This window comes from Xenorhabdus koppenhoeferi, assembly GCF_900116635.1.
Classification (GTDB): Bacteria; Pseudomonadota; Gammaproteobacteria; order Enterobacterales; family Enterobacteriaceae; genus Xenorhabdus; species Xenorhabdus koppenhoeferi.
Genome location: NZ_FPBJ01000004.1, coordinates 52,617 through 78,040 on the forward strand (window position 1 = coordinate 52,617; position 25,424 = coordinate 78,040).

Genomic DNA, 25,424 nt, shown 5'->3' on the forward strand with positions numbered 1-25,424 from the left:
TGTGCTTATTAGAAAAAGCTGTATCGAATAAACACCCCATAGCTAAATTGATTCGTGCGAAAGCTTGGCGTATCTTTTATTTTGTACTTATTTTTGACCGGATTTACGACAACCCCAGTCCACAGATGACCAGCTTGATATCCCAGTTGTTTCCCTAAGTCATAATGTAATTCAGGCTTGAAATCTATCATTTCAGGGTTATCGTGTAGCCCCAATGTATAGTCGAAAGTCCCTACGATGCGGAAATCCCCTAACCGATTAGTGAAAGGAATGCCATAATCAATGTGGATACGTTGATCGTTCCAGCTTCCTTTTGAATTATTTTCAAAATAAAAAATGGTACGTAACCAACTGAATCCATTCACTTGCCAATCAAGGCTGATGCCTGGGAAATAGTCATATTTTACGTTTTTGGTTTTAGCAATCCACTGGGAAAACAGCACATCTTTTAATGGACCATAAGAAAAATCATACCCCGTGATTTTGCTGGCACTGAGTCTTGGCACAAATTTATAGTAATAAGTGCTTTTATCGCCTTGATAGTCATGTTGCAGAGAATTTTGCCAAATACTGTAGACATACATATCACCGATTTTATAATCACCAAAGGCTTCAATAATAGGAGAGAGCGTTTTCTCAGGATCGACTTTATTTCCAGATTGGAAGTAAAGGCTGGTATCAATTGATTGAAAATTAATGAAATCAACGGCTTGTACCGATGACGAAAAAAGAAAACAGAATGAAATAACAGGTAATATTGCATTTATTGTTGTCATTGATGTACCCAGTATTGTAAGCGGTAAGCTATTTCAATGCGTTACCGCTTTATTACGGTTTTCTTCAACTTAATTTATTTTGTGCCCATTTCAGCCCACTTTGATACTCTTCGGGTAATAATGGGATCAAATTTTCCAAAGTCGTTTTCAATACATCCCTGTTGGAATGAACCAGATTCAGATGCCCAACCTTACGTACAGGACGAACTTCCTTTTCATACCAATGTAAATGAACCAGCGGCAAATTCAGCCATGCTGGATTTATCTCTGTACCGATCAAATTAACCATAATGGATGGCAAAAAGATTTCTGGCTGAGGCATAGGCAGATCTAAAATAGCCCGTAAATGAAGTTCAAATTGACTAATTGAAGCACCGTTTTGTGTCCAGTGACCACTATTGTGAACCCGCGGTGCCAGCTCGTTGATCAACAAGTCATCGCCAACAATAAAACACTCCATCGCCATAACGCCGACATAATTCAAATGATCCATGATAGCGGATAGCATTTTCTCTGCCCGCCGCTGTAATTTTTGATCTGTGTTGGGTAAGGCAACACTGGTACGCAGAATTCCTTCCTGATGCAGATTGTGGGTCAATGTATAAAATACAGATTTACCTTGAGCATTACGGGCTCCAACCAGCGACACCTCCCCAGAAAACGGAATCCCTTGTTCTGCGATACATTCACCATAAATTTCAGGAGATAATTCTGATTCATAACCCGGCCGAATGCGCCATTGACCGCGCCCATCATAACCGCCCGTCCGACGCTTAATGATGATAAAGTCACCTAATTCAGCAAACAGTTGTGGCCATTGACTTGGGTCGGAAAGAAGTTTCCACGGCGCTGTCGCCAGGCCCAGAGTATCCATAATCTGTTTTTGTGGCAGGCGATCTGCCAGCTGTGGAAAAATATCGCGATTGATAAAAGCCTTGTGGTGTGCTAATTCACGAGTTAGCGGCGTTTCCGGCCAACGTTCAATTTCTGCGGTGATGACACTGCTCTGGTAAGGTACGGCTTCCGGCTCTGCATCCAAGCCAACGGGATACACAGTAATCCCCAATGGTTCACCTGCCTGACGTAACATACGGCCTAATTGACCACTTCCCAATACACAAACAGGTTTCATGCATCCTCCCGTGGATCGGGATTATCCAAAACATCCTGTGTTTGTGCCTGACGCCAATCTGACAACCGTTTAAACACCATATCATCATGTAAAGCCAACACTTGTGCGGCAAGCAGTGCTGCATTTGCCGCTCCAGCCTTGCCGATAGCCAGCGTACCAACCGGAATGCCCTTTGGCATTTGCACAATCGAATATAGGCTATCAACCCCACTCAGTGCGGCACTTTGCACTGGAACACCAAACACAGGCACTAAGGTTTTGGCAGCCAGCATGCCCGGTAAGTGTGCTGCGCCACCTGCACCTGCGATAATCACCTCAAAACCGTTTTCTTTAGCTTGCTCGGCAAAATGAAAAAGTTTATCAGGTGTCCGGTGTGCTGAAACAATTTCAACATGAAAAGGGATCGTCAGGGCGGTCAAAATATCGGCTGCGTGTTGCATTGTCGCCCAGTCACTTTTTGAACCCATGACAATGGCGATTTTGGCGTGTGTTTTGGCGTGTGGCTGGGTTGGTATTGTTGTAAAAGAGATCACTGCCGTAGAAGTCATTTTTGCGGGATCAGAGCCGGTCGTCATAAATCAGATGCTCCTGTATTGGGTATCTACCAGAACAAAAAAGATGATGGTTAAGAAGGGGGGATCATATCACGCTGACTTCATAAGGAAAACGTTTGCGTTGTTTAATTTATCGATTTTTCCAAAAAATTAAGAGGGATTAAAAAGGAAAATATATCAATTCAATGGAAGTTTCTGTCACCTTGAACATTGAACCTTGGTCATGCCATGCGCCTAATACACCGCGATGTACGGTTTTGTCACCCATTTTAATATCATGGATTGCCGCGCGATGGGTATGCCCGTGAATCATCCAATCTGTTTGATACTGTTTGAAGTATTCGATAACCGCTTGTTGATTGACACCCATAATGGCTTCGGATTTCCGGGTATTGGCGGATTGGCTACCCGCACGCATTTTGGCAGCGATTTTCAATCGGATAAATAAAGGCAGAAGCAAAAACAACCGTTGAATCCACGGAGTATGTACCCGTCTACGATACTGCTGATAACCGATATCATCTGTGCATAGTGTATCGCCATGCAGGATCAGAATCCGTTTACCATACAATTCGAGCACTTTTTCCTGTGGCAGCAAGATCAAACCACTTTCTCTGGCAAAGCGGGTGCCAAGCAGGAAGTCTCGATTACCATGAATGAAATAACAGGAGATACCTTTTAGCTTCAGTTCATGGAGTGCTTGCGCGATTTTGGTGTGCAGTGGGTTGGGATCATCATCACCAATCCAGTAATCGAAAAAATCACCGAGAATATAAAGACTTTCAGCCTGAATCGCATCTTCACGTAAAAAACGCAGAAAACCGGCAGTAATTGCCGGCTCTTGCTCACTGAGATGCAAATCTGCAATAAACAGTGTACTCATCTAACGATTAACTCTCAGTTATTCACTGACAGTCACACGTTCAATGATCACATCTTCATGTGGGACATCTTGGTGCATACCGCTGCGACCAGTAGAAACAGCTTTGATTTTATCAACCACATCCATGCCTTCAACGACTTCAGCAAATACGCAGTAACCCCAGCCGTCTGGACGCTCTGAACGGAAGTTCAGAAAATCGTTATCTACGACGTTGATGAAGAATTGGGCAGTTGCAGAGTGTGGATCATTAGTACGAGCCATTGCGAGAGTACCGCAGCTGTTTTTCAGACCATTATTAGCTTCGTTCTTGATAGGAGCGTTAGTTGTTTTCTGTTTCATGCCCGGCTCAAAGCCGCCGCCTTGAATCATGAATCCATTGATAATACGGTGGAAAATTGTGTTGTCATAAAAACCGTCGGAACAATAACTCAAGAAGTTTTCAACAGTTACAGGTGCTTGTTCTTCGAATGTTTTGATTGCAATATCGCCAAAATTGGTGTGGAAAATCACCATAATAGAAATCCTGATAATAGTTTTGGTTGACCCTGTATTTTAGGGGTTCGGAGAGACGTTGTTATATCATATCTGAGATAGTGAGTCAGTATTCGAAACAGTATCAGGTAAGGGCTGGCTTACGGTGCTTGCAATGCATTGCATATCAAGGTGAAATACCTTATCTGATTTTAATATCTTAGTTTATCTCCCATGAGATCCAAATTGCGGTCAACAAAGCCGCAACTCTAAGACGACGGGTATATTTATGCCGCTGATAAAGAAGCCTATAATCAGCAAATTCATTTGATTTTATTACACGTACATCAATTTTTACGGAAAACCCACTGATGCTAAAAATTTTCAATACTCTCAGCCGCCAAAAAGAAGAATTTAAGCCGATCCATGAAGGAAAAGTGGGCATGTACGTGTGTGGTGTCACTATTTATGACTTGTGTCATATTGGTCACGGTAGAACGTTTGTTGCATTTGACGTGATTACCCGTTATCTGCGTTACTTGGGGTATGATCTGACCTATGTTCGTAACGTTACTGACGTAGATGACAAAATTATCAATCGTGCAATTGAAAACAATGAAAGCTGCGACGATTTGACCACACGCATGTTGGCAGAAATGCACAGTGACTTTGATGCGCTGAATATCTTGCGTCCAGATGCAGAACCTCGTGCGACACATCATATACCCGAAATTATTGAGATTACCGAAGAGCTGGTTAAGCGCAGACATGCTTATATTGCCACTAATGGCGATGTGATGTTTTCCATTGATACCAATCCTGTTTACGGCCTGCTTTCCCGTCAGGATTTAGAACAATTACAAGCTGGGGCACGTGTTGAAGTCGCAGATGTAAAACGTAACCCAATGGATTTCGTATTGTGGAAAATGTCCAGGCCGGGTGAACCTAGCTGGGAATCTCCGTGGGGTGCAGGCCGCCCGGGTTGGCATATTGAATGTTCTGCCATGAATGGTAAGGCGCTTGGTCACCATTTTGATATCCACGGTGGTGGTTCTGATTTGATGTTTCCGCATCATGAAAATGAAATTGCGCAGTCTACTTGTGCTCATGACGGCCCTTACGTCAATTACTGGATGCACTCTGGCATGGTCATGGTGGATAGAGAGAAAATGTCCAAATCACTGAATAACTTTTTTACTATTCGTGACGTGCTGAAATATTACGATGCTGAAACGGTGCGTTACTTCTTACTATCCGGCCACTATCGCAGCCAGTTGAATTACACGGAAGAGAACCTGAAACAGGCACGTACTGCCCTTGAGCGTCTCTATACCTCCCTGCGTGGTACAGATAAAACGGTTCAGCCTGCTGGTGGAGAAACGTTTGAAACGCGTTTCATTGAAGCAATGAATGATGATTTCAACACGCCGGAAGCATATTCAGTCCTGTTTGATATGGCTCGCGAAATCAACCGCTTGAAGACAGAAAGCATGGCTGCGGCGAATGGTCTGGCGGCTGAATTGCGTAAGCTGTCGGGAGTTCTCGGCCTTTTGGAACAAGAGCCAGAACACTTCTTGCAGGGCGGGGCACAAGCGGACGATGATGTTTCTCAAATTGAAGCACTGATCAAACAGCGTAATGATGCTCGTAAAAATAAAGAGTGGGCATTGGCAGATGTGGCGCGTGACCAGTTAAATGAGATGGGAATAGAACTGGAAGACGGCCCACAGGGAACAACATGGCGGCGTAAATGACTGATTGTTTACTTAGCTGAAATTTGAAATATCTCTTGAACCGCCCTTTATATGGGCGGTTCAGCTTTTATCGCGTTTACGTTTTTACAGTGATATTTTTAGTTGTAATACGTGGACGGAATAAAAATAGGCAGATTTATCGATGAGCATTCAGATACGCAGGATAAAAAGCATTTCCAGTGTGATAAGTAGTTTTCCCTGACGTTTTATCTCGTTTCATGGCAACAAAAGAAGAATTGATTAAATGTTCAGGGAGTTGATGTGTGCTATCACTGGAAGCAGGATTAAGAAGAGAAATTTTTACTCTGCGTTTAGAGTTACTGACTTTATAAGACAAACCCAACAACCTTCTTGCAGCTCTATTACTTAACATAATTAACTCCGTTTCAGTTGTACGTAATTTTCTGAGTATAGCAATTTATTAGAAAACCAAAACATTTCAGCTATGCTTATTTATTAATATATCGTCAGTGTCACATATCCTGAGGATGAAACCAGATAAATTGATTTTCTAAGACATCGATATCATGTGATTTGGAATAGAAAAATCTGGCAGGAATAAGTGTTGAAATGGGAAAAAAAGACGGATGAATATTTAATAGAAACATTCATCCGATATGAGAGATTATTTAGCCAAATACTTCTTGATGTTATTTTGAATGCCCGCTGCATCCAATCCTAAATCAGCGTGCAGCTCTTGTTGTGTTCCTTGTGGGATAAAATAATCTGGTAAACCAAGATTTAATACCGGAACTGACTGTTTTTCCTGCATCAGAAGCTCGTTAACACCACTACCCGCGCCGCCCATGATGGCATTTTCTTCCAGGGTCACCAGTAAATTGTGACTGGCTGCCATCTCAAGCGTCAGTTCTCTATCCAGCGGTTTAACAAAACGCATATCGACAACAGTTGCATTCAGATTTTCGGCTGCTTGCAGTGCATGGGGTAACAATGTACCAAAGTTCAGGATAGCAATGCGCTCTCCCTGACGGCGGATTATGCCTTTGCCAATCGGTAATGCCTCTAACGGCTGGAATTCAGCGCCTGTTCCTGTGCCGCGAGGATAACGAACGGCAGTTGGGCCTTCTTGATAGTGATGCCCTGTATGCAGCATCTGGCGACATTCATTTTCATCGCTGGGAGCCATGACCACCATATTCGGGATACAACGCAGGAATGAGAGATCAAATGCGCCTTGGTGGGTCTGCCCATCTGCACCAACAATGCCGCCACGATCAATGGCAAACAATACAGGCAGGTTTTGGATGGCGATATCGTGGATAACCTGATCATAAGCACGTTGCAGGAAGGTGGAATAGATGGCGACAATCGGTTTGTAGCCACCGATCGCCAAACCCGCAGCAAAGGTAACAGCATGTTGTTCAGCAATTGCGACATCAAAATATTGTTCAGGATATTCGCGGGAGAAACGCACCATGCCGGAACCTTCTCGCATGGCTGGCGTGATTGCCATCAGTTTTTTATCCTGATCTGCTTCCTCACACAGCCAGTCACCGAAGATCTTGGAAAATGTCGGGCGAGTATCTGCGCTTTTAGGCAGGGAGCCAGTAGCAGGATCGAATTTTGGTACTGCGTGCCAACTAATCGGATCTTTTTCCGCAGGCGCATAACCACGGCCTTTTTTGGTCATGATATGCAGGAATTGCGGCCCTTTCAGATCTCGCATATTTTTCAGGGTCTGGGTCAGGGCGAGTACGTCATGACCATCAACAGGCCCGATATAGTTAAAGCCAAGTTCTTCAAACAGAGTTCCCGGTACAACCATGCCTTTGAGATGTTCTTCGGTTTTTTTCAGCAATTCTTTGAGAGGAGGCAGATTGGAAAAGACTTTTTTTCCACTTTCACGCAGGGTTGTATACAGTTTTCCTGACAGTAGTTGTGCCAGATGGTTGTTCAATGCCCCTACGTTTTCAGAAATGGACATTTCATTGTCATTGAGAATAACCAGCATATCAGGATCGATATCTCCCGCATGGTTCATGGCTTCAAACGCCATGCCGGCTGTGATGGCACCATCCCCAATAACACAAACTGTTTTGCGTCCTTTGTCTTCGTGTTTTGCCGCGATTGCCATACCCAGGCCTGCGCTGATTGAGGTGGATGAATGACCGACACATAAAGTGTCATATTCACTTTCCTCACGCCACGGAAAAGGATGCAGCCCATTTTTTTGGCGAATGGTATCAATGCGATCACGACGCCCTGTCAAAATTTTATGTGGATAGGCTTGATGACCAACATCCCAAACTAAATTGTCAAAGGGTGTTTTATAAACATAGTGGAGTGCGACGGTTAATTCTATAGAGCCAAGGCCGGAAGCAAAGTGGCCGCTGGAACGACTGACACTATTTAGCAAAAATTGACGCAGTTCATCGCATAACTTTGGCAAAGTGTCTTTGGGTAGCAGGCGAAGCTCTTCTGGAGTTTCAGCCAAAACCAATGTTGGATATTTCGCTATATCAATGCTCATGCTATGCCTGTATAAAATGCTATATACCCTTCAACTTGGAATATATTGGGTATACCCGTTAGAAGTTTAAGATTAAGAACCCTGTTACACCCGTCATCTTCAAATTACCGCTTTCTTGAAATCCATTGGGTATGTTATCCATGTGTAATTGCTGGGTTCACCCCGTAAGGCGTTTTTATGATTATTATGTTTATGTATAATTTGTGGTCATATTAAATGAGTGATTAATATGGCCCATGTCTTAGTTATTTCTTTCAATGATAAAGTTAGCCAGTTTCTTTAAGTTTGTGGTGTTATATGACTGTTTTTCCAGCTCAGCAAGTGCGGCTATGGCTTCTTCATACAGATCTCGGGCTTTTTGCTGGGCTTGTTCCAGGCCCAATAAGGCAGGATAGGTACTTTTACCGAGTTGCTGGTCATTACCCTGACGCTTGCCAATCACCTCTGTATTACCAACAACATCCAAAATATCATCGTGTATCTGAAATGCCAGGCCAATAGCTTGGGCATATTGATCCAGCAAAGGCAGTACTTCACGACCACGGTGCCCTGCGCTATAAGCTCCCAGCCGGACAGCAGCGCGTATTAATGCGCCCGTTTTATGTTTGTGAATTTGTTCCAGTAAGGCTAAATCGATTTGTTTACCTTCAGCTTCCAGATCCAGTGATTGCCCCCCGCACATGCCGGCAAAACCGCTGGAGCTTGCCAGTTCTGCGACCATTTCCAGACGATCAGATAAAGCAACATCCGGCATCTCTTGCCTGGACAAAATTTCAAAGGCCAATGACTGTAATGCATCGCCCGCCAAAATAGCCTGACTTTCACCAAATTTGATATGACAGGCAGGCTGACCCCGACGTAAGTCATCGTTATCCATAGCGGGTAAATCATCGTGGATAAGAGAATAAGCATGGATACATTCTATCGCGAGGGCAGCGGCATCAAGACTCTTTTTGCCGTATCCGAACATCTCGCCCACGCTGTAAACCAAGAATGGACGCAGCCGTTTTCCACCCAATACAGCACCATATTGCATAGCGGTGTCTAATGGGCTGTTCAAAAAAGGTAATGAAGAAAAGATTGCCAGCAACTTGTCATTGACGTGTTGCTGGCAATCTTTTAATTGTTCCTCAAAAGGGATCTGATATTGTACGGACATAAATTTACTCAGTATCGGAAGAAAATTCATCAAGTGGCGATTGTGCATCATGATTCAATAAAATTTGCACCCGTTGCTCAGCCTGCTGGAGAGTTTTCTGCCCTTGTCTTGCAAGTTGAATACCGCGTTCAAATTCATTTAACGCATTTTCTAATGGGAGTTTCCCGGATTCCAGCCGAATAACAATTTTTTCCAGCTCTTTCAGAGCGGTTTCAAATGTTGGAATCTGTTCGGTTTCTGATGTTTGATTTGCTTTAGACATAATGACTTAACATATGGTTATTTAACGAATTACAGCAAAGCAAGTTCGTTACAAAATTGCAGAGTACCCTACTACACCAAGAAAAATAAATCATGCGTTACCGCTGTTTTTTTACAGGCTATATTTCTTAAGGCTATGTAGTGAGATAATGCTATACTCTGCGCCCAATCTAACTGAACACTTAAGAACAATCATTGATATTGTTTGTGATAGTTCAACATTGAATGACTACTATATCTTACTATGAAGTTTATCATTAAATTATTCCCAGAAATTACGATCAAAAGCCAAACTGTCCGGTTACGCTTTATTAAAATTCTTGCCAGCAATATCCGTAATGTGCTGAAAATATTTGGAGAAGGCATTGCTGTTGTTCGCCATTGGGATAATATCGAAGTTCGGGTTAAAAATGATAACCTCGGTGCAGAAATTTGTGACGCACTGACACGTATTCCAGGTATTCACCATATCCTGCAAGTGGAAGAACGAAATTTTCGTGACTTGCATCATATCTTTGAACAAACTTACGAAACATATGGCCATTTATTGCACGGTAAAACGTTTTGTGTCCGCGCAAAGCGTCGTGGCAAACACAGTTTTACCTCTAATGAAGTCGAGCGCTATGTCGGCGGCGGGCTGAATCAACATATTGAATCGGCTAAGGTGAAACTGACTCACCCTGATGTGACTGTGAATCTGGAGATTGATCAGGACACATTGATTCTGGTTAAAACTCGCCATGAAGGGATCGGCGGTTTCCCAATTGGTACACAGGAAGATGTACTGTCTCTGATCTCTGGTGGCTTTGACTCCGGCGTTTCCAGCTATATGCTGATGCGCCGTGGTTGCCGGGTGCACTATTGTTTCTTCAATCTTGGTGGCTCAGCCCATGAGATTGGTGTGAAACAGGTTGCCCATTATTTGTGGAACCGCTTTGGTCGTTCACATAAAGTCCGCTTTGTTGCCGTCAATTTTGAGCCGGTTGTGGCCGAAATTCTGGAAAAAGTGGATGACGGCCAAATGGGGGTCGTGCTGAAAAGAATGATGGTCAGAGCGGCATCTAAAATTGCAGAGCGCTACGGTGTGCAGGCAATTGTCACTGGTGAGGCATTAGGGCAGGTTTCCAGCCAGACTTTGACGAATTTAAGACTGATTGATAATGCCTCAGATACGTTGATTCTTCGTCCTCTGATTTCTCATGATAAAGAGCACATTATTAAATTAGCTCGTGAGATTGGCACGGAAGATTTCGCTCGTACCATGCCGGAGTTTTGTGGTGTTATCTCAAAAAGTCCGACAGTGAAAGCCGTTAAGGCCAAAATTGAAGCGGAAGAAGATAATTTTGATTTAGAAATCTTAGAGCGAGTGATAAGTGAAGCTCAGAATCTGGATATTCGTCAGATAGCGGAACAGAGCAGCGAGCAGGTTGTTGAAGTAGAAATGGTAACGGAATTTTCTACTGATGATGTGCTACTGGATATTCGTTCTCCTGATGAACAGGATGAACGCCCGTTAAGTATGGGAGGGGTTGAAGTCCAATCATTGCCTTTCTATAAACTGAGCACTCAATTTGGTGATCTGCCAAAAGAAAAAACGTATTTACTTTATTGCGAGCGAGGCATGATGAGCCGTTTACAGGCACTATACCTGCGTGAACAAGGTTTTGAAAATGTGAAGGTATATCGGCCTTAATTTGTCGTTAACGATATCGGGTTGCTTATTGGGTATATAAGCAACCCGGTATAATTACTGAAGGTTTTGGTAATTATTAACACCAGGCGGCAAAATGAGTTGAGCTGCAACTTCCGCAGATTTATCATTTCCTTTCAAAAAGTTAATCAGTTTTAAGGCAAAGTCAAAAGCAGTTGCAGGCCCTTGGCTGGTCAGCAAAGTTTCTTCACTACCGTGTGCCAGACAAATGAGTGCTGATACGCTCATATTCTTCCTCTTTACGCTTAATGTAATGATAAATCGCTGTATTTTCTGCAATTTGAAGGCCGTGCATACGTGCCCGACGCAGTAAAAAACCGGTAATGTAGTCTACCTCTGTGTGCCGCTGTGATCGTATATCTTGCAGCATGGATGAGTAGTTTTCTGATGTTTGTTCAATCACATTCATGACGTGATCGATGAGTGTCTGTTTAGTCGTATGGATATCATCGTGTTCCATGACTTGTTGGATTTCATCACACAATAACTGAATTTGTGCCAGGTGATACTGTAATTCACCATTTTTGCAATCATACATGACTGTGAGTGGATTAATGACACAGTTGACGGCAAGTTTCATCCAACAGATGGTGTATATTTCATTATGCCAGGCCACATCGGGTAGGGCATGATGCATGATATTAGCCAACTCACTGAGTTTACTCGAACTATTAGTCATTGAACCAATGTGAGTGATACCTTGTGATTTGTGATAAACAATGCCATTTTTCTGATAGGCTCCATGAGTGGTCACGCCAAGTAAAATGGGATTGGGTAAAGGCAAAAGTTCTTCTTGTGAACCCATTCCATTATGTAATAACAAGATTGGGCAATGAGGAGAAAGCTTACTGGCAAGGTTATTAATCGCGTCAGAAACTCGCCATGATTTTAAACAAACCAAGAGTAACTCACTTTCAGCAAGATGTCGTTCGTTATTGGCCGGAAATTTCTCATGAAAAATTTCCCCGTTGGCGTTTTCGATCTGAATGGAAATAAATGGTTGTGGAACTCTTAGCCATGCTTGTACGTCGTGTTTTTGCTTAGATAAAGCGGCAAGCCACAGTTTGCCCATAGCACCACAGCCAAGAACAGTTATTTTCATATTTCTTCCTCGAGGAGCACTTTTATGGAAGCCTCGAATCGTAATTTCATGCTAAATGACCCCAAAACAAAATAAATTCCAGAAGATCGCCAAGCCTCCCGAGTATAGAGCTTTTGCCGATAATGGAAAGCGGTTATCATGCCGATTTGTTGATTAGCAGGAGGTGACGAACAATGCCATCATTTGATATTGTTTCAGAAGTTGATATGCAGGAAGTGCGCAACGCGGTAGAGAACGCACAAAGGGAATTAACCAATCGTTGGGATTTCCGCAATGTCAATGCGAGTTTTGAATTAAACGAAAAAAGCGAATCAGTCAAAATTGCAAGTGAATCTGATTTTCAGGTGAATCAATTAATTGATATTCTGCGTGAAAAATTTTCTAAGCGCGGAATTGATGGTTCTGTGCTCAACATTCCTGAAAATAGGGTTCACAGCGGCAAAACATACAGTGTAGAAGCCTCCTTGCTGCAAGGCATTGATACACCGCTGGCGAAGAAGATTGTGAAGCTGATTAAAGACAGTAAGCTGAAAGTGCAGGCTCAGATTCAGGGCGAGCAAGTTCGGGTAACAGGCAAAGCTCGCGATGATCTGCAAGGTGTTATCGCATTGGTTCGTGGTGCTGAATTAGGCCAACCTTTCCAATTCACTAACTTCCGCGACTAAGCACCGCACGAGTGCTGAAAAAGTACGGTGTTTAATACTGATTATTCTACACCGTACCTTTTTAGTGAAAATTTTGCTTCGTTACAAACACAGCTAATTATTTATGGGACAAAACAAGCTGTTCTAATTGCTCTCGATTAGTCAGTTTTGTATCGACTTTGATATAAGCACTAAGCTCTTCTGGAACGATAACAATATCTTTTACACCGGACTGTGCCAATATATTTTGTTCTAAGATATCAGGGTTGCTGAGTTTATTGGGTAAAATAAGTCTGATGCTGCTGACATACGGAGGCTGTCGCAATGTGAGACTGATAATGAACCAAAATGCGGTCAGTGCAATGCCTCCCATAAATACCAGTGAAGCTCCTTGCAGTTCATACAACATTCCACCAAGAGCGCCGCCCAAAGCAACACCAAGGAATTGGCTAGTGGAATAAACCCCCATTGCTGTACCTTTATAGCCGGCAGGTGCTTCTTTGCTGATAAGTGAAGGTAATATGGCTTCCATAATATTAAACGCAAGGAAGAAAATTTGAATGCCCACAAAAATCCCCCAAAGATGTGATCGCTGCGACCATAAAACAACTTCAGCAATGAACAATATACCAATGCAAAGTACAAATACCTGCTTCATTCGGCGTTTTACTTCTGCATAGATAATGAAAGGCAAAACAGCAACGAAGGAGATAAGCGTGGTGATTAAATACACTTTCCAGTGTTGTTCTGCTGGAAAACCTGCTTTTTCCATGATGAGGGGCAGAGCAATAAAGCTGGACATCAATAAGGTATGTAAGCTAAGGATACCAAAATTAAGTTTTAACAGTTGAGGATCAGAGAGTACTCGTTTAAAACTACCTCGGACAATCCCTGATTCGCGATTTAGTGAGTGCTCATGTGTATTTGGAACGGCAAATAGTGTGATAAATATTCCACAGCCAGCAAGCACGGCAATTGCACTAAACAGCCCATTTAAGCCGATTTGATGAGTGATAATCGGGCCGACAACGATAGCAAAGGCGAATGTTATGCCAAAGCTAATGCCGATAAATGCCATAGCTTTTGTTCGGTTTTGTTCTCGGGTTAGGTCAGAAAGTAATGCCATGATTGCAGCAGATATTGCCCCTGTGCCCTGTAGGGCGCGTCCGATGATAATACCCCAGATAGAGTCACTTAATGCGGCAATAATGCTGCCTGATACAAAAATGAACAGCCCACCGATGATTAAAGGCTTACGGCCAATTTTGTCTGAAAGAAGTCCAAATGGAATTTGAAAAATTGCCTGTGTCAGGCCGTAGATACCAATGGCAATACCTATCAGTGCTTCAGTTGCACCATGTAATTCTAAGCCATAGGTCGTTAAAACAGGTAAGACCATGAACATGCCTAACATGCGCAGAGAGAAAACAGAACCTAAGCCCCATGTTGCTCGAAGTTCAAGCGGAGTCATTTTATTATCGTTCATGGATACCTCAAAAAATCTGATATGACATTTAACTTAGATGGCAACAAACAAAAAAATATACATGTAACTGTCAGTTGTCATTGAATAGAGATAAAGGAAAGGAAAAGAAAAGATGGCAGGCTTCAGCCTGCCATCTTTGATATTACCAGACGTAAGTCAGTAGGTTTTCTGGAGATGCTGATGAGTCTACAGACATCATGACACTCAATGACATGATAGCAATAATAGAAAACATAAATAACCTACGGGCCCAAAGACGGTCATTAGAGGTTTTATAACCAGATAATGCCATACCCAGCCACCAGATGCTGACCGCAGTAGCAACGATGAGGTATTTATAACCTGCATAGCCACTAATGGTCAGCATCAATGTAGCAATGGTAAAGGCCAGAATATACAGTGTGATGTGGTTTTTCGCGACGGAAATACCTTTAATCACAGGTAATACTGGAATGTTAGCCGCTTGATAATCTTTGAACCTGAAAATAGCAATCGCATAAGAATGGGGCATCTGCCACAAGCTGAAGATCAACAACAGGATCAGCGCGCCTGTATCAAAATGACCCGCGACTGCACAGTAACCGATCACTGGTGGTGCTGCGCCTGACAAGCTACCAACCAGCGTGCCATAAACAGATTTCCGTTTCATGTAGAGGCTGTAAACCCCGACATAAATGACAAATCCGATAAAAGCTAACCACATTGCTAATGCATTGGCTGCTACATAGAGCAGCACCATGCCAGCAATACCTAACACTGAGGCGTAAATCAGGCTGATTTTCGGATCGATAAGCCCTTTCACAAGGACCCTTTCTTTCGTTCTTTCCATGATACGATCGATATCGCGGTCGATATAGTTGTTGAATACACAACCTGATGCAACTACCAGCGATACCCCGACCATTGTTGCAAAGAATAAGGGGTAATCTATGACGCCCTTGGACGCGAGTAGAAAACCACCAATCACAGAAATTAGATTCCCGAAAATAATTCCTGGTTTGGTCACTTGCAGGTATTGCTTAATCATTCAAATCAACCCTTAATCAACCATCATATTGATGTTCAGGTTGTACATAATCCACAGAGAGCCAACAACAACGATAGCGATGACCAATAATGTGAATAATAAAGCAACGAGGTTCCAACGCTCTTCAGACGATGTATTCATATGCAGGAAGCAGATGAAATGAACAAAAATCTGAATGACAGCCATCGCAACTACTGTCACGAGGATTGAGCTGTGGGAAGCTGTGCCTTCCATCACCATCCAAAATGGGATCACCGTCAGTATGACTGACAGTACAAAACCAATCATATAGGTTTTGAAACTACCGTGGCTGGCGCCGGAATGAGAAGTATTTGGATGACTCATTACATAGCTCCCATCAGATAAACGACAGTAAATACACAGATCCATACAACGTCAAGGAAGTGCCAGAACAGGCTCAGGCAGTTCAGGCGCATACGGTTCACATCGGTCAGACCACGGCGTGAAACTTGAATCATCAGGATGATAATCCAGATCAGGCCGAAAGTGACGTGCAGACCGTGAGTAGCAACCAGTGCAAAGAATGCGGATAAGAATGCACTTGTTTGAGGACCAGCACCTTCCGTAATCAATTTATGGAATTCATACACTTCCATTGAAACGAAGCCAAGGCCAAGCAGGAAGGTAACAAATAGCCACAAGTTAACTTGAGCGACTTTACCTTTGTTCATGCTCAGCATGGCGAAACCATAGGTGATACTACTGAACAGCAGTAAAAAGGTTTCGACCAGTACAAATGGCAGTTCGAAAATATCTTTACCAGATGGACCACCAGCAGTGCCATTAACCAGCACTGCATAGGTAGCGAACAGACTTGCAAACAGAACCAAGTCACTCATCAGGTAGGTCCAGAAACCAAATATTTTGTTGGTTCCTGTATCGTGGTGCCCATGAGTGTCATGGGCGGCTGTGTTGTTAAGGGTTTGAGTCGACATTATTTCACACCTGCCTTTCTCAGTTCTTCGTAACGCTGATTTTCAATTTTCTCAACTTCAGCTACAGGGACGTAGTAATCAACGTCTTCGTCAAAGCTTTTCACGATGCAACTGATGATGATACCAGCGAAACTTGCGATAGCCATCCACCAGATATGCCAGATCAAAGCAAAGCCTAATACCAAACAGAAACCACTGATAATCACACCGGCGCCTGTATTTTTAGGCATATGAATTTCTTCATATTTAGCAGGGCGCTTATATTCAGTGCCTTTTTCTTTCATATCCCACCATGCATCACGAGTCTGGATATGCGGAACTTCAGCAAAGTTATAGAACGGAGGTGGAGATGAAGTTGACCATTCCAGAGTACGGGCACCCCACGGGTCACCAGTCAGATCTCGGTTTTGATCACGGTCACGGATACTGACGTAGAACTGGATAATCTGACACAGGATACCCAAGGCGATTAAGACTACACCGCCAGCTGCAACAACCAGCATAGAGTGGAATTCTGGGTTGATATCTTGGCTCAGACGACGGGTCATACCCATGAAGCCCAGTGCGTACAGAGGCATGAAGGCAACGAAGAAGCCTGAGATCCAGAACCAGAATGCACGGACGCCCCATTTCTCATTCAGTGTGAAACCAAACGCTTTCGGGAACCAGTAAGTAGTACCTGCGAAGCAACCGAATACAACACCACCGATGATTACGTTATGGAAGTGAGCAATCAGGAACAAACTGTTGTGCAGAACGAAGTTTGCACCAGGTACTGCCAGCAGAACACCGGTCATACCACCAATAGAGAAAGTGACCAGGAAGCCGATAGTCCACAGCATTGGGGTTTTGAATTCGATACGACCACGGTACATGGTGAACAGCCAGTTGAAGATCTTAACCCCGGTTGGGATCGAGATAATCATGGTGGCGATACCAAAGAAAGCGTTAACGTTCGCGCCAGAACCCATGGTAAAGAAGTGGTGCAACCATACAATGAACGACAGGATGGTAATAACGATTGTCGCCCATACCAGTGAGGTGTAACCAAACAGGCGTTTTTTCGAGAAGGTTGCAGTAACTTCAGAGAAGATACCAAATACTGGCAGAACCAGAATGTAAACTTCAGGATGACCCCAAGCCCAAATCAGGTTGATGTACATCATCATGTTGCCACCCATATCATTGGTAAAGAAATGGGTGCCCAGATAACGATCCAGAGTTAACAACGCAATAGTGACTGTCAGGATTGGGAACGCAGCAATGATCAGTACGTTGGTGCACAATGAAGCCCAGGTAAATACAGGGAGTTTCATCATGGACATACCTGGGGCACGCATGCGCAGGATGGTCACGAAGAAGTTAACACCTGTCAATAATGTACCCACACCGGAAAGCTGAAGACTCCATATCCAGTAATCAACCCCAACTCCAGGATTATATTCCAGGCCGGATAGAGGCGGGTATGCCAGCCAACCAGTTTGCGCGAACTCACCTATTCCCAGAGAGATGTTGATGAGTGCGACACCAACAACAAACAACCAGAAGCTTAAAGAGTTCAAGAATGGGAATGCAACGTCGCGTGCACCGATTTGCAGAGGAACAACAATGTTCATCAGACCAACAACGAAAGGCATTGCCATAAAGAAGATCATGATAACGCCGTGAGCGGTAAAGATCTGGTCATAATGGTGCGGGGGCAGGAAACCTGCTTCACCCGCGGAAGCGAGGGCTTGCTGTCCGCGCATCATGATGGCGTCAGCGAAACCACGAATCATCATTACCATGGCAACGACGATGTACATGACACCAATTTTTTTATGGTCAACGCTGGTTAACCATTCGCTCCAGAGCCATTTCCATTTACGGAAATAAGTTAAGGCACCAACAACTGCCAGTCCCCCAAGCAAGATCCCAAGCAATGTCACCACAATAATGGGTTCATGTAATGGGATCGCATCCAGTGTTAATTTTCCCCACATGTCTTTATTCCTCAACACCTGCATGAGCCGGCTGACTCATATTCATATTATGACCCGCAGCTTCACCATGTTCTGTTTTTTCGTGACCAGATTTACCATGATCCGACATACCAAACATACCAGTATGGCCCATATCCCCCATAAATTTGGCGATAGTCTCTTGGAATAGTTTTGGTTTCACGCTTGAGAAGTATTCAACTGGGTTGTTTTGGCTAGGTTTAGCTAACTCATTGAATGCTTGCACAGTATCCAGGGTTTTAGGTGAGGCTTTAACTTTTTGCACCCACTCTTCAAAACCTGCACGATCCTCAGCTGCCGTTGCAGTGAATTTCATGCCGGAGAAACCATGCCCACTGTAACTAGCTGAGAAACCATCGTATTTACCTGTAGAGTTAGCAATTAAGTGCAGTTTGGTCTGCATACCTGCCATTGCATAAATCTGTCCACCTAACTGTGGGATGAAAAAAGAGTTCATCACAGAGTCAGAAGTGATTTTGAAGTTAATTGGCACGTCTTTAGGGAATACAATTTCATTTACAGTTGCAATACCCTGCTCCGGATAGATAAACAGCCATTTCCAGTCAAGCGAAATAACTTCAATCGTTACCGGTTTCACATCACTGTCCAACGGCTTATATGGATCGAGCTCATGAGTCGTTTTCCATGTAATCGTTGCTAACGTGATGATAATCAGAATAGGCACCGTCCAGACAACCAACTCAATTTTATTTGAGTGTGCCCAGTTTGGACGATAAGTGGCAGATTTGTTGGCTTCCCGGTAACGTACGGCAAAAATGATTGCCATTACAATTGCCGGAATAACAACGATCAGCATGAGGCCAAACGCTGTTAATATCAGCGTTTTTTGCTCAACGCCGATCGCCCCCTTGGGATTCATCAATACCATATCGCAACCACTTAGCATTAAAATGGCTGCGAGTAGTGACGATAACCCAATAGTTTTTTTGTATTTCATAAGTCTCATTGAGCGACCCCAGATAACAAAAGCTTTATTGTCGTTTCATCAGTGGGGGCATTCTACGGTAAGGTTACTGGAGTGTAAACAATTGTAATGGAAGCAGGTTAGCTTGTAGGCTTTTTATGCTAGGGGGATCACATGTAATATTAAATTTAACAAAACGTTAATTTTGAGTGGTTATCTAATCCAAAAAATCAAAATAGACAATTTTTTAAAGCCAACTATCTATTTTTTAAGGTTTAATTTTGATTAAAATAAAATAAAATAAAATAAAATAAAATAAAAAACAACTTTCATACGCGTCGTAAACGATAAGATAACTATTATTTCTTGGGAACAATGAGCAGCCAGAAGCTGCCCAGTGAAAAATTAGTTATTAGAAATTATATTTCACACTGTAAACAATGCCATCTTGCCAGAAATCTTCTCCCAATTTATTATCTGCATAGCGGTATTGAATGCCGGTTGTGAAAGAGGAATGTGGAGTCCACCATAATGCAATAGCACCATTCACGCCTTCGCGTCCGCCGTTGCCGTAACGTTTATTGCGGTTCAACTCAATTTCATTCCAGTTTGTGATACTGAATTTTTGCTCCCACAGGTTGAAATCGTATCCTGCTACCCAACCTACGACATACCCGTTATTTCCTGAGTAGAAAGTTTGGTCAACATAGTGCAGGGCGACAAATGGTTTGAGCCATAAACCCGCAAGGGTTGTATTATAGCCTAATCCATAGAGTGTATTGACTTCATGGAAGTTTCCGCCGTTTGCTTTACCTGGTAATGAATAGGTTCCATAGACATGACCATAGAGGTTGAAACCAGTATCACCAAGATAGAAACGGCTTGTTGTTTTAAAGGTGTAACGTTGGTTATCACCCGGTTGTGCAATTTTACTGTTAAATGGATTCTCTAAATCAGCGAAACCATATAACTCTCCCCAGCTGAAATCAGCACCGCCTTCCAGTTCCAAATAGGCAAAATCATCTTTATGGGAGATTTGCCCAGTTTTTTGTGTAGTGTGTTTGTTCCAGTCAAGGTAGTTCATGCTGGCATTGGCAAACCCCCTTTGGTATTCCGCGCTAGCTGAAGCAGAAACCAAAGCAGCGGCAACTGTAGTGAGTGTTAAAATATGTCTTTTCATAAATTCTCTTTATATGATTTTAAATTGATTAAAAATATTTCGAATAGTTCGAAATAAAATACGTTCAAATATTAAATAGCAGTTCCAAATAATAGATCACAGGCAGGGAACGCAATCCGAATTGAGCGATCTGATTAAATAAGATTTTAAAATAGTAGATCACTTGAAGGGAACTCAGTCCGATTTTTGCGATCTGATTAATTGCTAAATCAAAAAAATCCCAAAATGGATTGAGTTAATGCCAATCATAGCAGAAATACCTCGAAATGAACGACGTCAGATGAAAAAATTTATCCAGAGAACCGAGATAAGGACTATCGCGTCGCCTCACCACGCTCTTAATGTGACATGAAGGAAGTAAGGTTTCTCTTGTCTCCAGGACTCTTCACTATTCACGTTCCTCAGTCAATCGCTGGATAAATTGATTTACATTATGTACTTTAAAATCTTATTTGATGCATTTTTCTAGCTCGTTTTTATTCCTTATCAGACAAGAGATACGTGAGCTATTAACAAAACATGAATCGACTACAGGAACGACGGGGGGTCGTGAGTTCAGAGCGGGATTAGCCGCTCTGAAACCGCCATAATCACTTAATACAGCCAATCCTGCCCCATTCTGTCTGTGGCCAGAATTGCAGCATAAACTTGATCGGGTGTCACAGCAAAAGGCATATTGTGGATGGTTTCTTCTTCGGAACAGCTTGCTATAGCGACTTGCATGATTTTTTGATGCAGTTTTTCACTATCACGTAAACCGAGTTGCTCCAGTGTTACTGGCAGACCAACTTGTACACAGAAATCGAGTACGGCTTCCAGCTCTTCACTTGAGCTGTTTTCCAATATTAATTGCGTCAAAGTGCCGAATGCCACTTTTTCACCATGATAGAGATGGTGACATTCTTCCAGCACCGTAAAACCATTATGGATTGCGTGAGCTGCGGCCAGGCCCGCACTTTCAAAACCGATGCCGCTGAGATAGGTATTTGCCTCAACAATATTTTCAACCGCGAGTGTACTGACTCCCGCTTCCACGGCTAATTTTGCTTTATAGCCTTCTGCTATCAAGGTTTCATAACATAGTTTAGCCAATGCTAAAGCTGTAGTAGATGTGGCTCCTCCGGCCATAGTTGGTTTATGGGCTGAACTATTGGCTCGCGCTTCAAAATAGGTGGCAAGGGCGTCCCCCATTCCTGCCACAAATAAGCGAACAGGTGCTTTGGCAACGATACTGGTATCCATCAGCACAATATCCGGATTTTGTGGATAGCGCAGATAGCGGTCGAATTTTCCAAGTTCAGTATACAGGACAGAGAGAGCACTGGTCGGCGCATCAGTTGAAGCAAGAGTAGGTGAAATAATTATGGGGATCTTAGATTCGTATGCTATAGCTTTGGCAGTATCAAGCGTTTTTCCGCCCCCGAGTCCAATGACGGCCTGACATTGGTTACTGACCAGAATGGCGGACAAGCGTTCTATTTCACTGCTGCTGCATTCACCATTGAAGATTTCGAAATGGCTGGTAACTTCGTGTTCTTCTAGGCTATTGCTGACGGTATCCCCAATAAGGCTCATCACGAAATTATCGGCAATTACGAAGACATGGCCAGCAATCATTTTGGTGTATCGGCCAATGTGAGATAACGCACCCGGCCCTTGGATATATTTGGATGGAGACTGGATCACTTTCAGCATAAGAAATATTCCTTCTTCACTGGAAACGAGTTCACTGAGAACTGGGTATGGAGTGTCACCATACAGAGGTGTCGCAGGCTACGAATTGCATCATATCGAAGTGTGTGTTTACCTGCTCACCAAACACTATACGGCAAAATATCCAGAGAAGTTATGAGTAAAAACAGGAATTGACATCTTTTCCCACCTGGACAATGGTTATGGATCTCATTGTGTCTGGTTCCTGCTATAACTGAATCCAGGCTATTTAGCCTAGAAAAGTACCTCAAGAATAGGAAGTGTTTTTCTTCTTATGCCGGTAACTAATTTTTTAACTGATCGTGATTCCCAGCATACCAGCCTATATAGTCATCGCTTGATATGGGGGTTTCAATTCCTGACTTGTCCATTTCAAAATCGTAAATATAGCAGTTTATTATTTCCGCATGATCGCGAATATATGTTATGTGTCTTTCATTTAACTTTTTAGATTCTTGTATATTAATGATTTCGCTTATCAAAAGATCACGCATAGAACGGTGGATCCAGTCGAGAAGATAACCCTCAAGAATCATCCCGATATCGTCGGTATTATATGAATCAGTGATTGTGGTCACAACGGCTAAAATGGCATATGTTTGGCTGAGAGTCAGAAAATCGTTGCTGTTTTTATTGATAATGTCGAGAGTTATTTTTTTATTATCGTGTCCAGTTAATTTTTTAAGTTTATCTAATAGATGTTTGGCATAATCAGTGAGAATGGAAAGCAAATCATCCTCAATGTTTGTGTCACTATTTTTCAGGCCATTAGTCAGGATCATCTCCCCAGCTTTCAGGGAGAGAACAAGATTATCACCTTCCGCAGTAATCGCGCCAAAATTGGAGATTAAATACTGGGGTATTTTATTGATGGAGAATAATCCATGAGCACCACAGCGTTCACGGCAATTAATCAGTATCTCTTGTGTACGCCAGGTAAATAATGATTTTATCGAGATTATCTCAACGAGTAACTCATCGGATATTTTAAAGTTGTTAGTCGATTCTGATAGCGGAATTGAAATTTTTTTTGTCAATTTTCTTAAATATAGAGTGTGAGCTATGGTAGTCAGTGTATCCCATGCGATACTTTCTTTAAAGTGACAGTAGTTGAGGGCTGGCATTGCACCAGAGTAACCGAAAGTCTGCCGTTTACTTCCATAGGTACTAGTAATATAAAGTGCTGATTTAGCCATCCCGACTGAACAGATGGACATGCAGATTTTCCCTGTATGTATCCGATTGGTAACTAATGCAAATCGCTTTTTTAATTTCTTAACATGCAATGATATCTGACCATTTCGATCTAATGTCATTACATTGCCTGCAAGCAGCCCTTCAAACGGAATTTCAACGTTATCAAAAGAAGTGATAGCGTTATCAAGATAGAATCCAGGTTTATCGCTTAGTGGCGTTATTTTAACCCCTTTAGTTAACTTGCCATTGATTGACAGAGGTAATATAAATGGGAAAATACCATATTTTCTGTTGGCTACATTGAGTTGGGCATACACGACTGCGATTTTGGGTAATTCACACGGTACCGTATTAGGCATAAATTTATAGGCATTCGGATCAGGTGAGTTAAGGATAAAAATGCCTTTTTCCGGGAGATAAGTAGCTTGCGTTTTCAGGTTTATCAGGTTATTGCCATATGCTAATTCAGTTGCCAGATAGACCCCAATTGCATTCCCTGAACAAAGTTTCTGGTAAAGTTCTTCTATATATGGTGTTCGCTTATTTAAATTGGCGATAGTACCGATAGTCAGATTAAAGTGGATTGATAACATAGAGGCTACAGCACCATCATGGAGAGCGACAAATTCATGAAGCTCAGCCAGTTTATCAAATGAATTTATATCAATATTATTATTTTTGATATAGTAAAGTAGTTTTATAAATTTCTTTACTGATGCCTGATATGTATTACTGTTGGTTTTAATTATCTTTGTAATTCCATCAGATAGTTTTATATTTCTTATTCCTAAATAATTACTTATTTTTAGTGAAGAACTAGGTGAAGACAGATTCATTTTATTGAAGCCTCATTTTTTTCACGGGAAAGACAGATGTGCTTTTTCTTTTTAAGACTGCAGTTTTCAAAATTTTTATATGCCATTCTTAGTTTTATTGGGTAAAAAAATATATACCGAATAGATTTCAAAATGTCTCGTAGTGGCAATTTTGAAAGACTAAAGGCATAGATGTTCTATCTAAGATTATACTCTAAACTTCAATTTGCCGGTCACGAGACGAAAGCAGCTTATTATCTTTCCGCACCACGGGAAAATAATAAATGTATATTGAAGTAGTGTGAGTATATTGGAAAAATATTCTTAACGATATATTTTAAATATCGGGGGATGACTCAATAAATATTATTCGGAATTTTCCCCCTCTCGATTTAGAGAGGGAATGGCTATATCAGGCTTGAGGCAGAATATTCCTTTCTGTTCCAGAGAAAAAATATTTTATTATTAAATTCAACATAAATCCGTAAGCAGGCAGGAAAAAAAGCATACAGATAAATAGCTTGAACGCATAATCTACCAAGGCAATTTCTACCCAATGTGTTGCCATGAACGCATCGGTACTGCGGTAAAAGGCAATAAAGAAAAAAGCCAGTGTATCGAGCATATTACCGAAAAACATGGCGGTAGCCGGCGCTATCCACCAGCGGCGTTGTTGGCGCAGTCGGTTGAAGACACTAACATCTAATATCTGCCCAAGGACATAGGCCATAAAGCTGGCTGCTGCAATACGGGCGACAAACAGGTTGAAAGTTCCCAATGCTTCGAATCCCTGCCATGCTCCCTGAAAAAATAGCGCTGAAATCAGGTAAGAGATTAGTAATGCGGGAAGCATCACGGAGATAATGATCCGTCGAGCCAATGGCGCACCATAAATCCGCACAGTCAGATCGGTTGCCAAGAAGATAAAGGGAAATGTAAAGGCTCCCCAAGTGGTGTGAAAACCAAAAATGGAAATGGGTAATTGCACCAGATAATTACTGGAAGTAATGATCAAAACGTGGAAGAGTGAAAGCCAGATCAACGCAGTGATCCGCTGTTGTGCGGTCAATTGGAACATATTGTACCTTTTTGCTGAATGGGGTGAGGGAACCCAAAAAATAAACGTGCCTGAAAGATCAGGGAGATAAATCATACTCTGCTTGCGAAACAAAAGTAAAGTACGGTAG

General features: G+C 42.5%; 23 protein-coding genes and 2 pseudogenes. 4 read left to right on the forward strand and 21 right to left on the reverse strand.

Annotated features, from left to right (window positions below; all coding sequences use genetic code 11):
• Positions 1-8: 8 nt before the first annotated feature.
• The 5 genes from BM329_RS02210 to ppiB form a co-directional block, all read right to left on the reverse strand.
• Positions 9-776, reverse strand: a complete 768-nt coding sequence (locus BM329_RS02210) for an outer membrane protein OmpK (RefSeq protein ID WP_092548250.1) — start codon at positions 774-776, stop codon at positions 9-11.
• A 64-nt stretch (positions 777-840) separates the two neighbouring features.
• Positions 841-1,908, reverse strand: coding sequence for a 5-(carboxyamino)imidazole ribonucleotide synthase (gene purK / locus BM329_RS02215; protein ID WP_092548253.1), 1,068 nt, complete (start codon positions 1,906-1,908; stop codon positions 841-843).
• Positions 1,905-2,456, reverse strand: a complete 552-nt coding sequence (gene purE, locus BM329_RS02220; RefSeq protein ID WP_281245120.1) for a 5-(carboxyamino)imidazole ribonucleotide mutase — start codon at positions 2,454-2,456, stop codon at positions 1,905-1,907. The genes purK and purE overlap by 4 nt, the downstream gene beginning before the upstream one ends.
• A gap of 166 nt (positions 2,457-2,622) precedes the next feature.
• Complete coding sequence (gene lpxH / locus BM329_RS02225) at positions 2,623-3,345, reverse strand: UDP-2,3-diacylglucosamine diphosphatase (protein WP_092548256.1); 723 nt, start codon at positions 3,343-3,345, stop codon at positions 2,623-2,625.
• An 18-nt stretch (positions 3,346-3,363) separates the two neighbouring features.
• Positions 3,364-3,858 (reverse strand): peptidylprolyl isomerase B, encoded by a 495-nt coding sequence (gene ppiB, locus BM329_RS02230; protein ID WP_092548259.1) that lies wholly within the window; start codon positions 3,856-3,858, stop codon positions 3,364-3,366.
• A 329-nt stretch (positions 3,859-4,187) separates the two neighbouring features.
• On the opposite strand from ppiB, the gene cysS reads away from it, so the two are divergent.
• Positions 4,188-5,570 (forward strand): cysteine--tRNA ligase, encoded by a 1,383-nt coding sequence (cysS, locus tag BM329_RS02235; protein WP_092548262.1) that lies wholly within the window; start codon positions 4,188-4,190, stop codon positions 5,568-5,570.
• 136 nt (positions 5,571-5,706) lie between these two features.
• Here the strand turns inward: cysS and sra are convergent, their stop codons facing one another.
• The 4 genes from sra to xseB form a co-directional block, all read right to left on the reverse strand.
• A complete protein-coding gene (sra, locus tag BM329_RS02240; RefSeq protein WP_092548265.1) occupies positions 5,707-5,943 on the reverse strand; it encodes a stationary-phase-induced ribosome-associated protein in 237 nt (78 codons plus the stop codon).
• Positions 5,944-6,195: 252 nt separating this feature from the next.
• Positions 6,196-8,061: a 1-deoxy-D-xylulose-5-phosphate synthase gene (gene dxs, locus BM329_RS02245; RefSeq protein WP_092548268.1), complete on the reverse strand. Its 1,866-nt coding sequence runs from the start codon at positions 8,059-8,061 to the stop codon at positions 6,196-6,198.
• 241 nt (positions 8,062-8,302) lie between these two features.
• A complete protein-coding gene (gene ispA / locus BM329_RS02250; RefSeq protein ID WP_092548271.1) occupies positions 8,303-9,220 on the reverse strand; it encodes a (2E,6E)-farnesyl diphosphate synthase in 918 nt (305 codons plus the stop codon).
• A gap of 4 nt (positions 9,221-9,224) precedes the next feature.
• Complete coding sequence (xseB, locus tag BM329_RS02255) at positions 9,225-9,482, reverse strand: exodeoxyribonuclease VII small subunit (RefSeq protein ID WP_092548274.1); 258 nt, start codon at positions 9,480-9,482, stop codon at positions 9,225-9,227.
• Between the two features lie 243 nt (positions 9,483-9,725).
• Here xseB and thiI point away from each other — a divergent pair, with 243 nt between their 5' ends.
• A complete protein-coding gene (gene thiI, locus BM329_RS02260; protein ID WP_092548277.1) occupies positions 9,726-11,174 on the forward strand; it encodes a tRNA uracil 4-sulfurtransferase ThiI in 1,449 nt (482 codons plus the stop codon).
• Between the two features lie 54 nt (positions 11,175-11,228).
• Here thiI and BM329_RS02265 read toward each other — a convergent pair.
• Together BM329_RS02265 and panE are read right to left on the reverse strand one after the other, a co-directional pair.
• Positions 11,229-11,372: pseudogene (locus tag BM329_RS02265) on the reverse strand (DJ-1 family protein); the annotation flags it as partial.
• Between the two features lie 10 nt (positions 11,373-11,382).
• Entirely contained in the window at positions 11,383-12,294 is a 912-nt protein-coding gene (panE, locus tag BM329_RS02270) for a 2-dehydropantoate 2-reductase (protein WP_092548280.1), read from the reverse strand.
• A gap of 173 nt (positions 12,295-12,467) precedes the next feature.
• On the opposite strand from panE, the gene BM329_RS02275 reads away from it, so the two are divergent.
• A complete protein-coding gene (locus BM329_RS02275) occupies positions 12,468-12,959 on the forward strand; it encodes a YajQ family cyclic di-GMP-binding protein (RefSeq protein ID WP_092548283.1) in 492 nt (163 codons plus the stop codon).
• A 97-nt stretch (positions 12,960-13,056) separates the two neighbouring features.
• Here BM329_RS02275 and BM329_RS02280 read toward each other — a convergent pair whose 3' ends face one another.
• The 7 genes from BM329_RS02280 to BM329_RS02310 form a co-directional block, all read right to left on the reverse strand.
• On the reverse strand, positions 13,057-14,424 hold the full coding sequence (locus BM329_RS02280) for an MFS transporter (RefSeq protein WP_092548286.1): 1,368 nt from the start codon (positions 14,422-14,424) through the stop codon (positions 13,057-13,059).
• Between the two features lie 142 nt (positions 14,425-14,566).
• The gene (cyoE, locus tag BM329_RS02285) at positions 14,567-15,451 is read right to left on the reverse strand and encodes a heme o synthase (RefSeq protein ID WP_092548289.1); all 885 of its coding nucleotides are present in this window, start codon (positions 15,449-15,451) and stop codon (positions 14,567-14,569) included.
• 12 nt (positions 15,452-15,463) lie between these two features.
• Entirely contained in the window at positions 15,464-15,796 is a 333-nt protein-coding gene (locus BM329_RS02290) for a cytochrome o ubiquinol oxidase subunit IV (protein ID WP_092548292.1), read from the reverse strand.
• Positions 15,796-16,407, reverse strand: coding sequence for a cytochrome o ubiquinol oxidase subunit III (locus tag BM329_RS02295; RefSeq protein WP_092548295.1), 612 nt, complete (start codon positions 16,405-16,407; stop codon positions 15,796-15,798). Before BM329_RS02295 ends, BM329_RS02290 begins: the two co-directional genes overlap by 1 nt.
• Positions 16,407-18,389, reverse strand: a complete 1,983-nt coding sequence (cyoB, locus tag BM329_RS02300) for a cytochrome o ubiquinol oxidase subunit I (RefSeq protein WP_092548298.1) — start codon at positions 18,387-18,389, stop codon at positions 16,407-16,409. The genes BM329_RS02295 and cyoB overlap by 1 nt, the downstream gene beginning before the upstream one ends.
• A 4-nt stretch (positions 18,390-18,393) precedes the next feature.
• A complete protein-coding gene (gene cyoA, locus BM329_RS02305; RefSeq protein ID WP_092548301.1) occupies positions 18,394-19,374 on the reverse strand; it encodes a cytochrome o ubiquinol oxidase subunit II in 981 nt (326 codons plus the stop codon).
• A 370-nt stretch (positions 19,375-19,744) separates the two neighbouring features.
• Positions 19,745-20,512 carry a nucleoside-specific channel-forming Tsx family protein gene (locus BM329_RS02310; RefSeq protein WP_092548304.1) on the reverse strand — a complete coding sequence of 256 codons (768 nt, stop codon included), beginning with the start codon at positions 20,510-20,512 and terminating at the stop codon, positions 19,745-19,747.
• Between the two features lie 238 nt (positions 20,513-20,750).
• Here BM329_RS02310 and BM329_RS14945 point away from each other — a divergent pair.
• Positions 20,751-20,934, forward strand: a pseudogene (locus BM329_RS14945) (IS630 family transposase); the annotation flags it as partial.
• 172 nt (positions 20,935-21,106) lie between these two features.
• On the opposite strand, the gene BM329_RS02320 reads toward BM329_RS14945, so the two are convergent.
• The 3 genes from BM329_RS02320 to BM329_RS02330 all read right to left on the reverse strand — a co-directional run bounded on the left by BM329_RS02320 (position 21,107) and on the right by BM329_RS02330 (position 25,315).
• On the reverse strand, positions 21,107-22,207 hold the full coding sequence (locus BM329_RS02320) for a glycerol dehydrogenase (RefSeq protein ID WP_092548307.1): 1,101 nt from the start codon (positions 22,205-22,207) through the stop codon (positions 21,107-21,109).
• A 302-nt stretch (positions 22,208-22,509) separates the two neighbouring features.
• A complete protein-coding gene (locus tag BM329_RS02325; RefSeq protein ID WP_092548310.1) occupies positions 22,510-24,258 on the reverse strand; it encodes an acyl-CoA dehydrogenase family protein in 1,749 nt (582 codons plus the stop codon).
• A gap of 391 nt (positions 24,259-24,649) precedes the next feature.
• On the reverse strand, positions 24,650-25,315 hold the full coding sequence (locus BM329_RS02330) for a 7-cyano-7-deazaguanine/7-aminomethyl-7-deazaguanine transporter (RefSeq protein ID WP_092548313.1): 666 nt from the start codon (positions 25,313-25,315) through the stop codon (positions 24,650-24,652).
• Between the last annotated feature and the right edge of the window lie 109 nt (positions 25,316-25,424).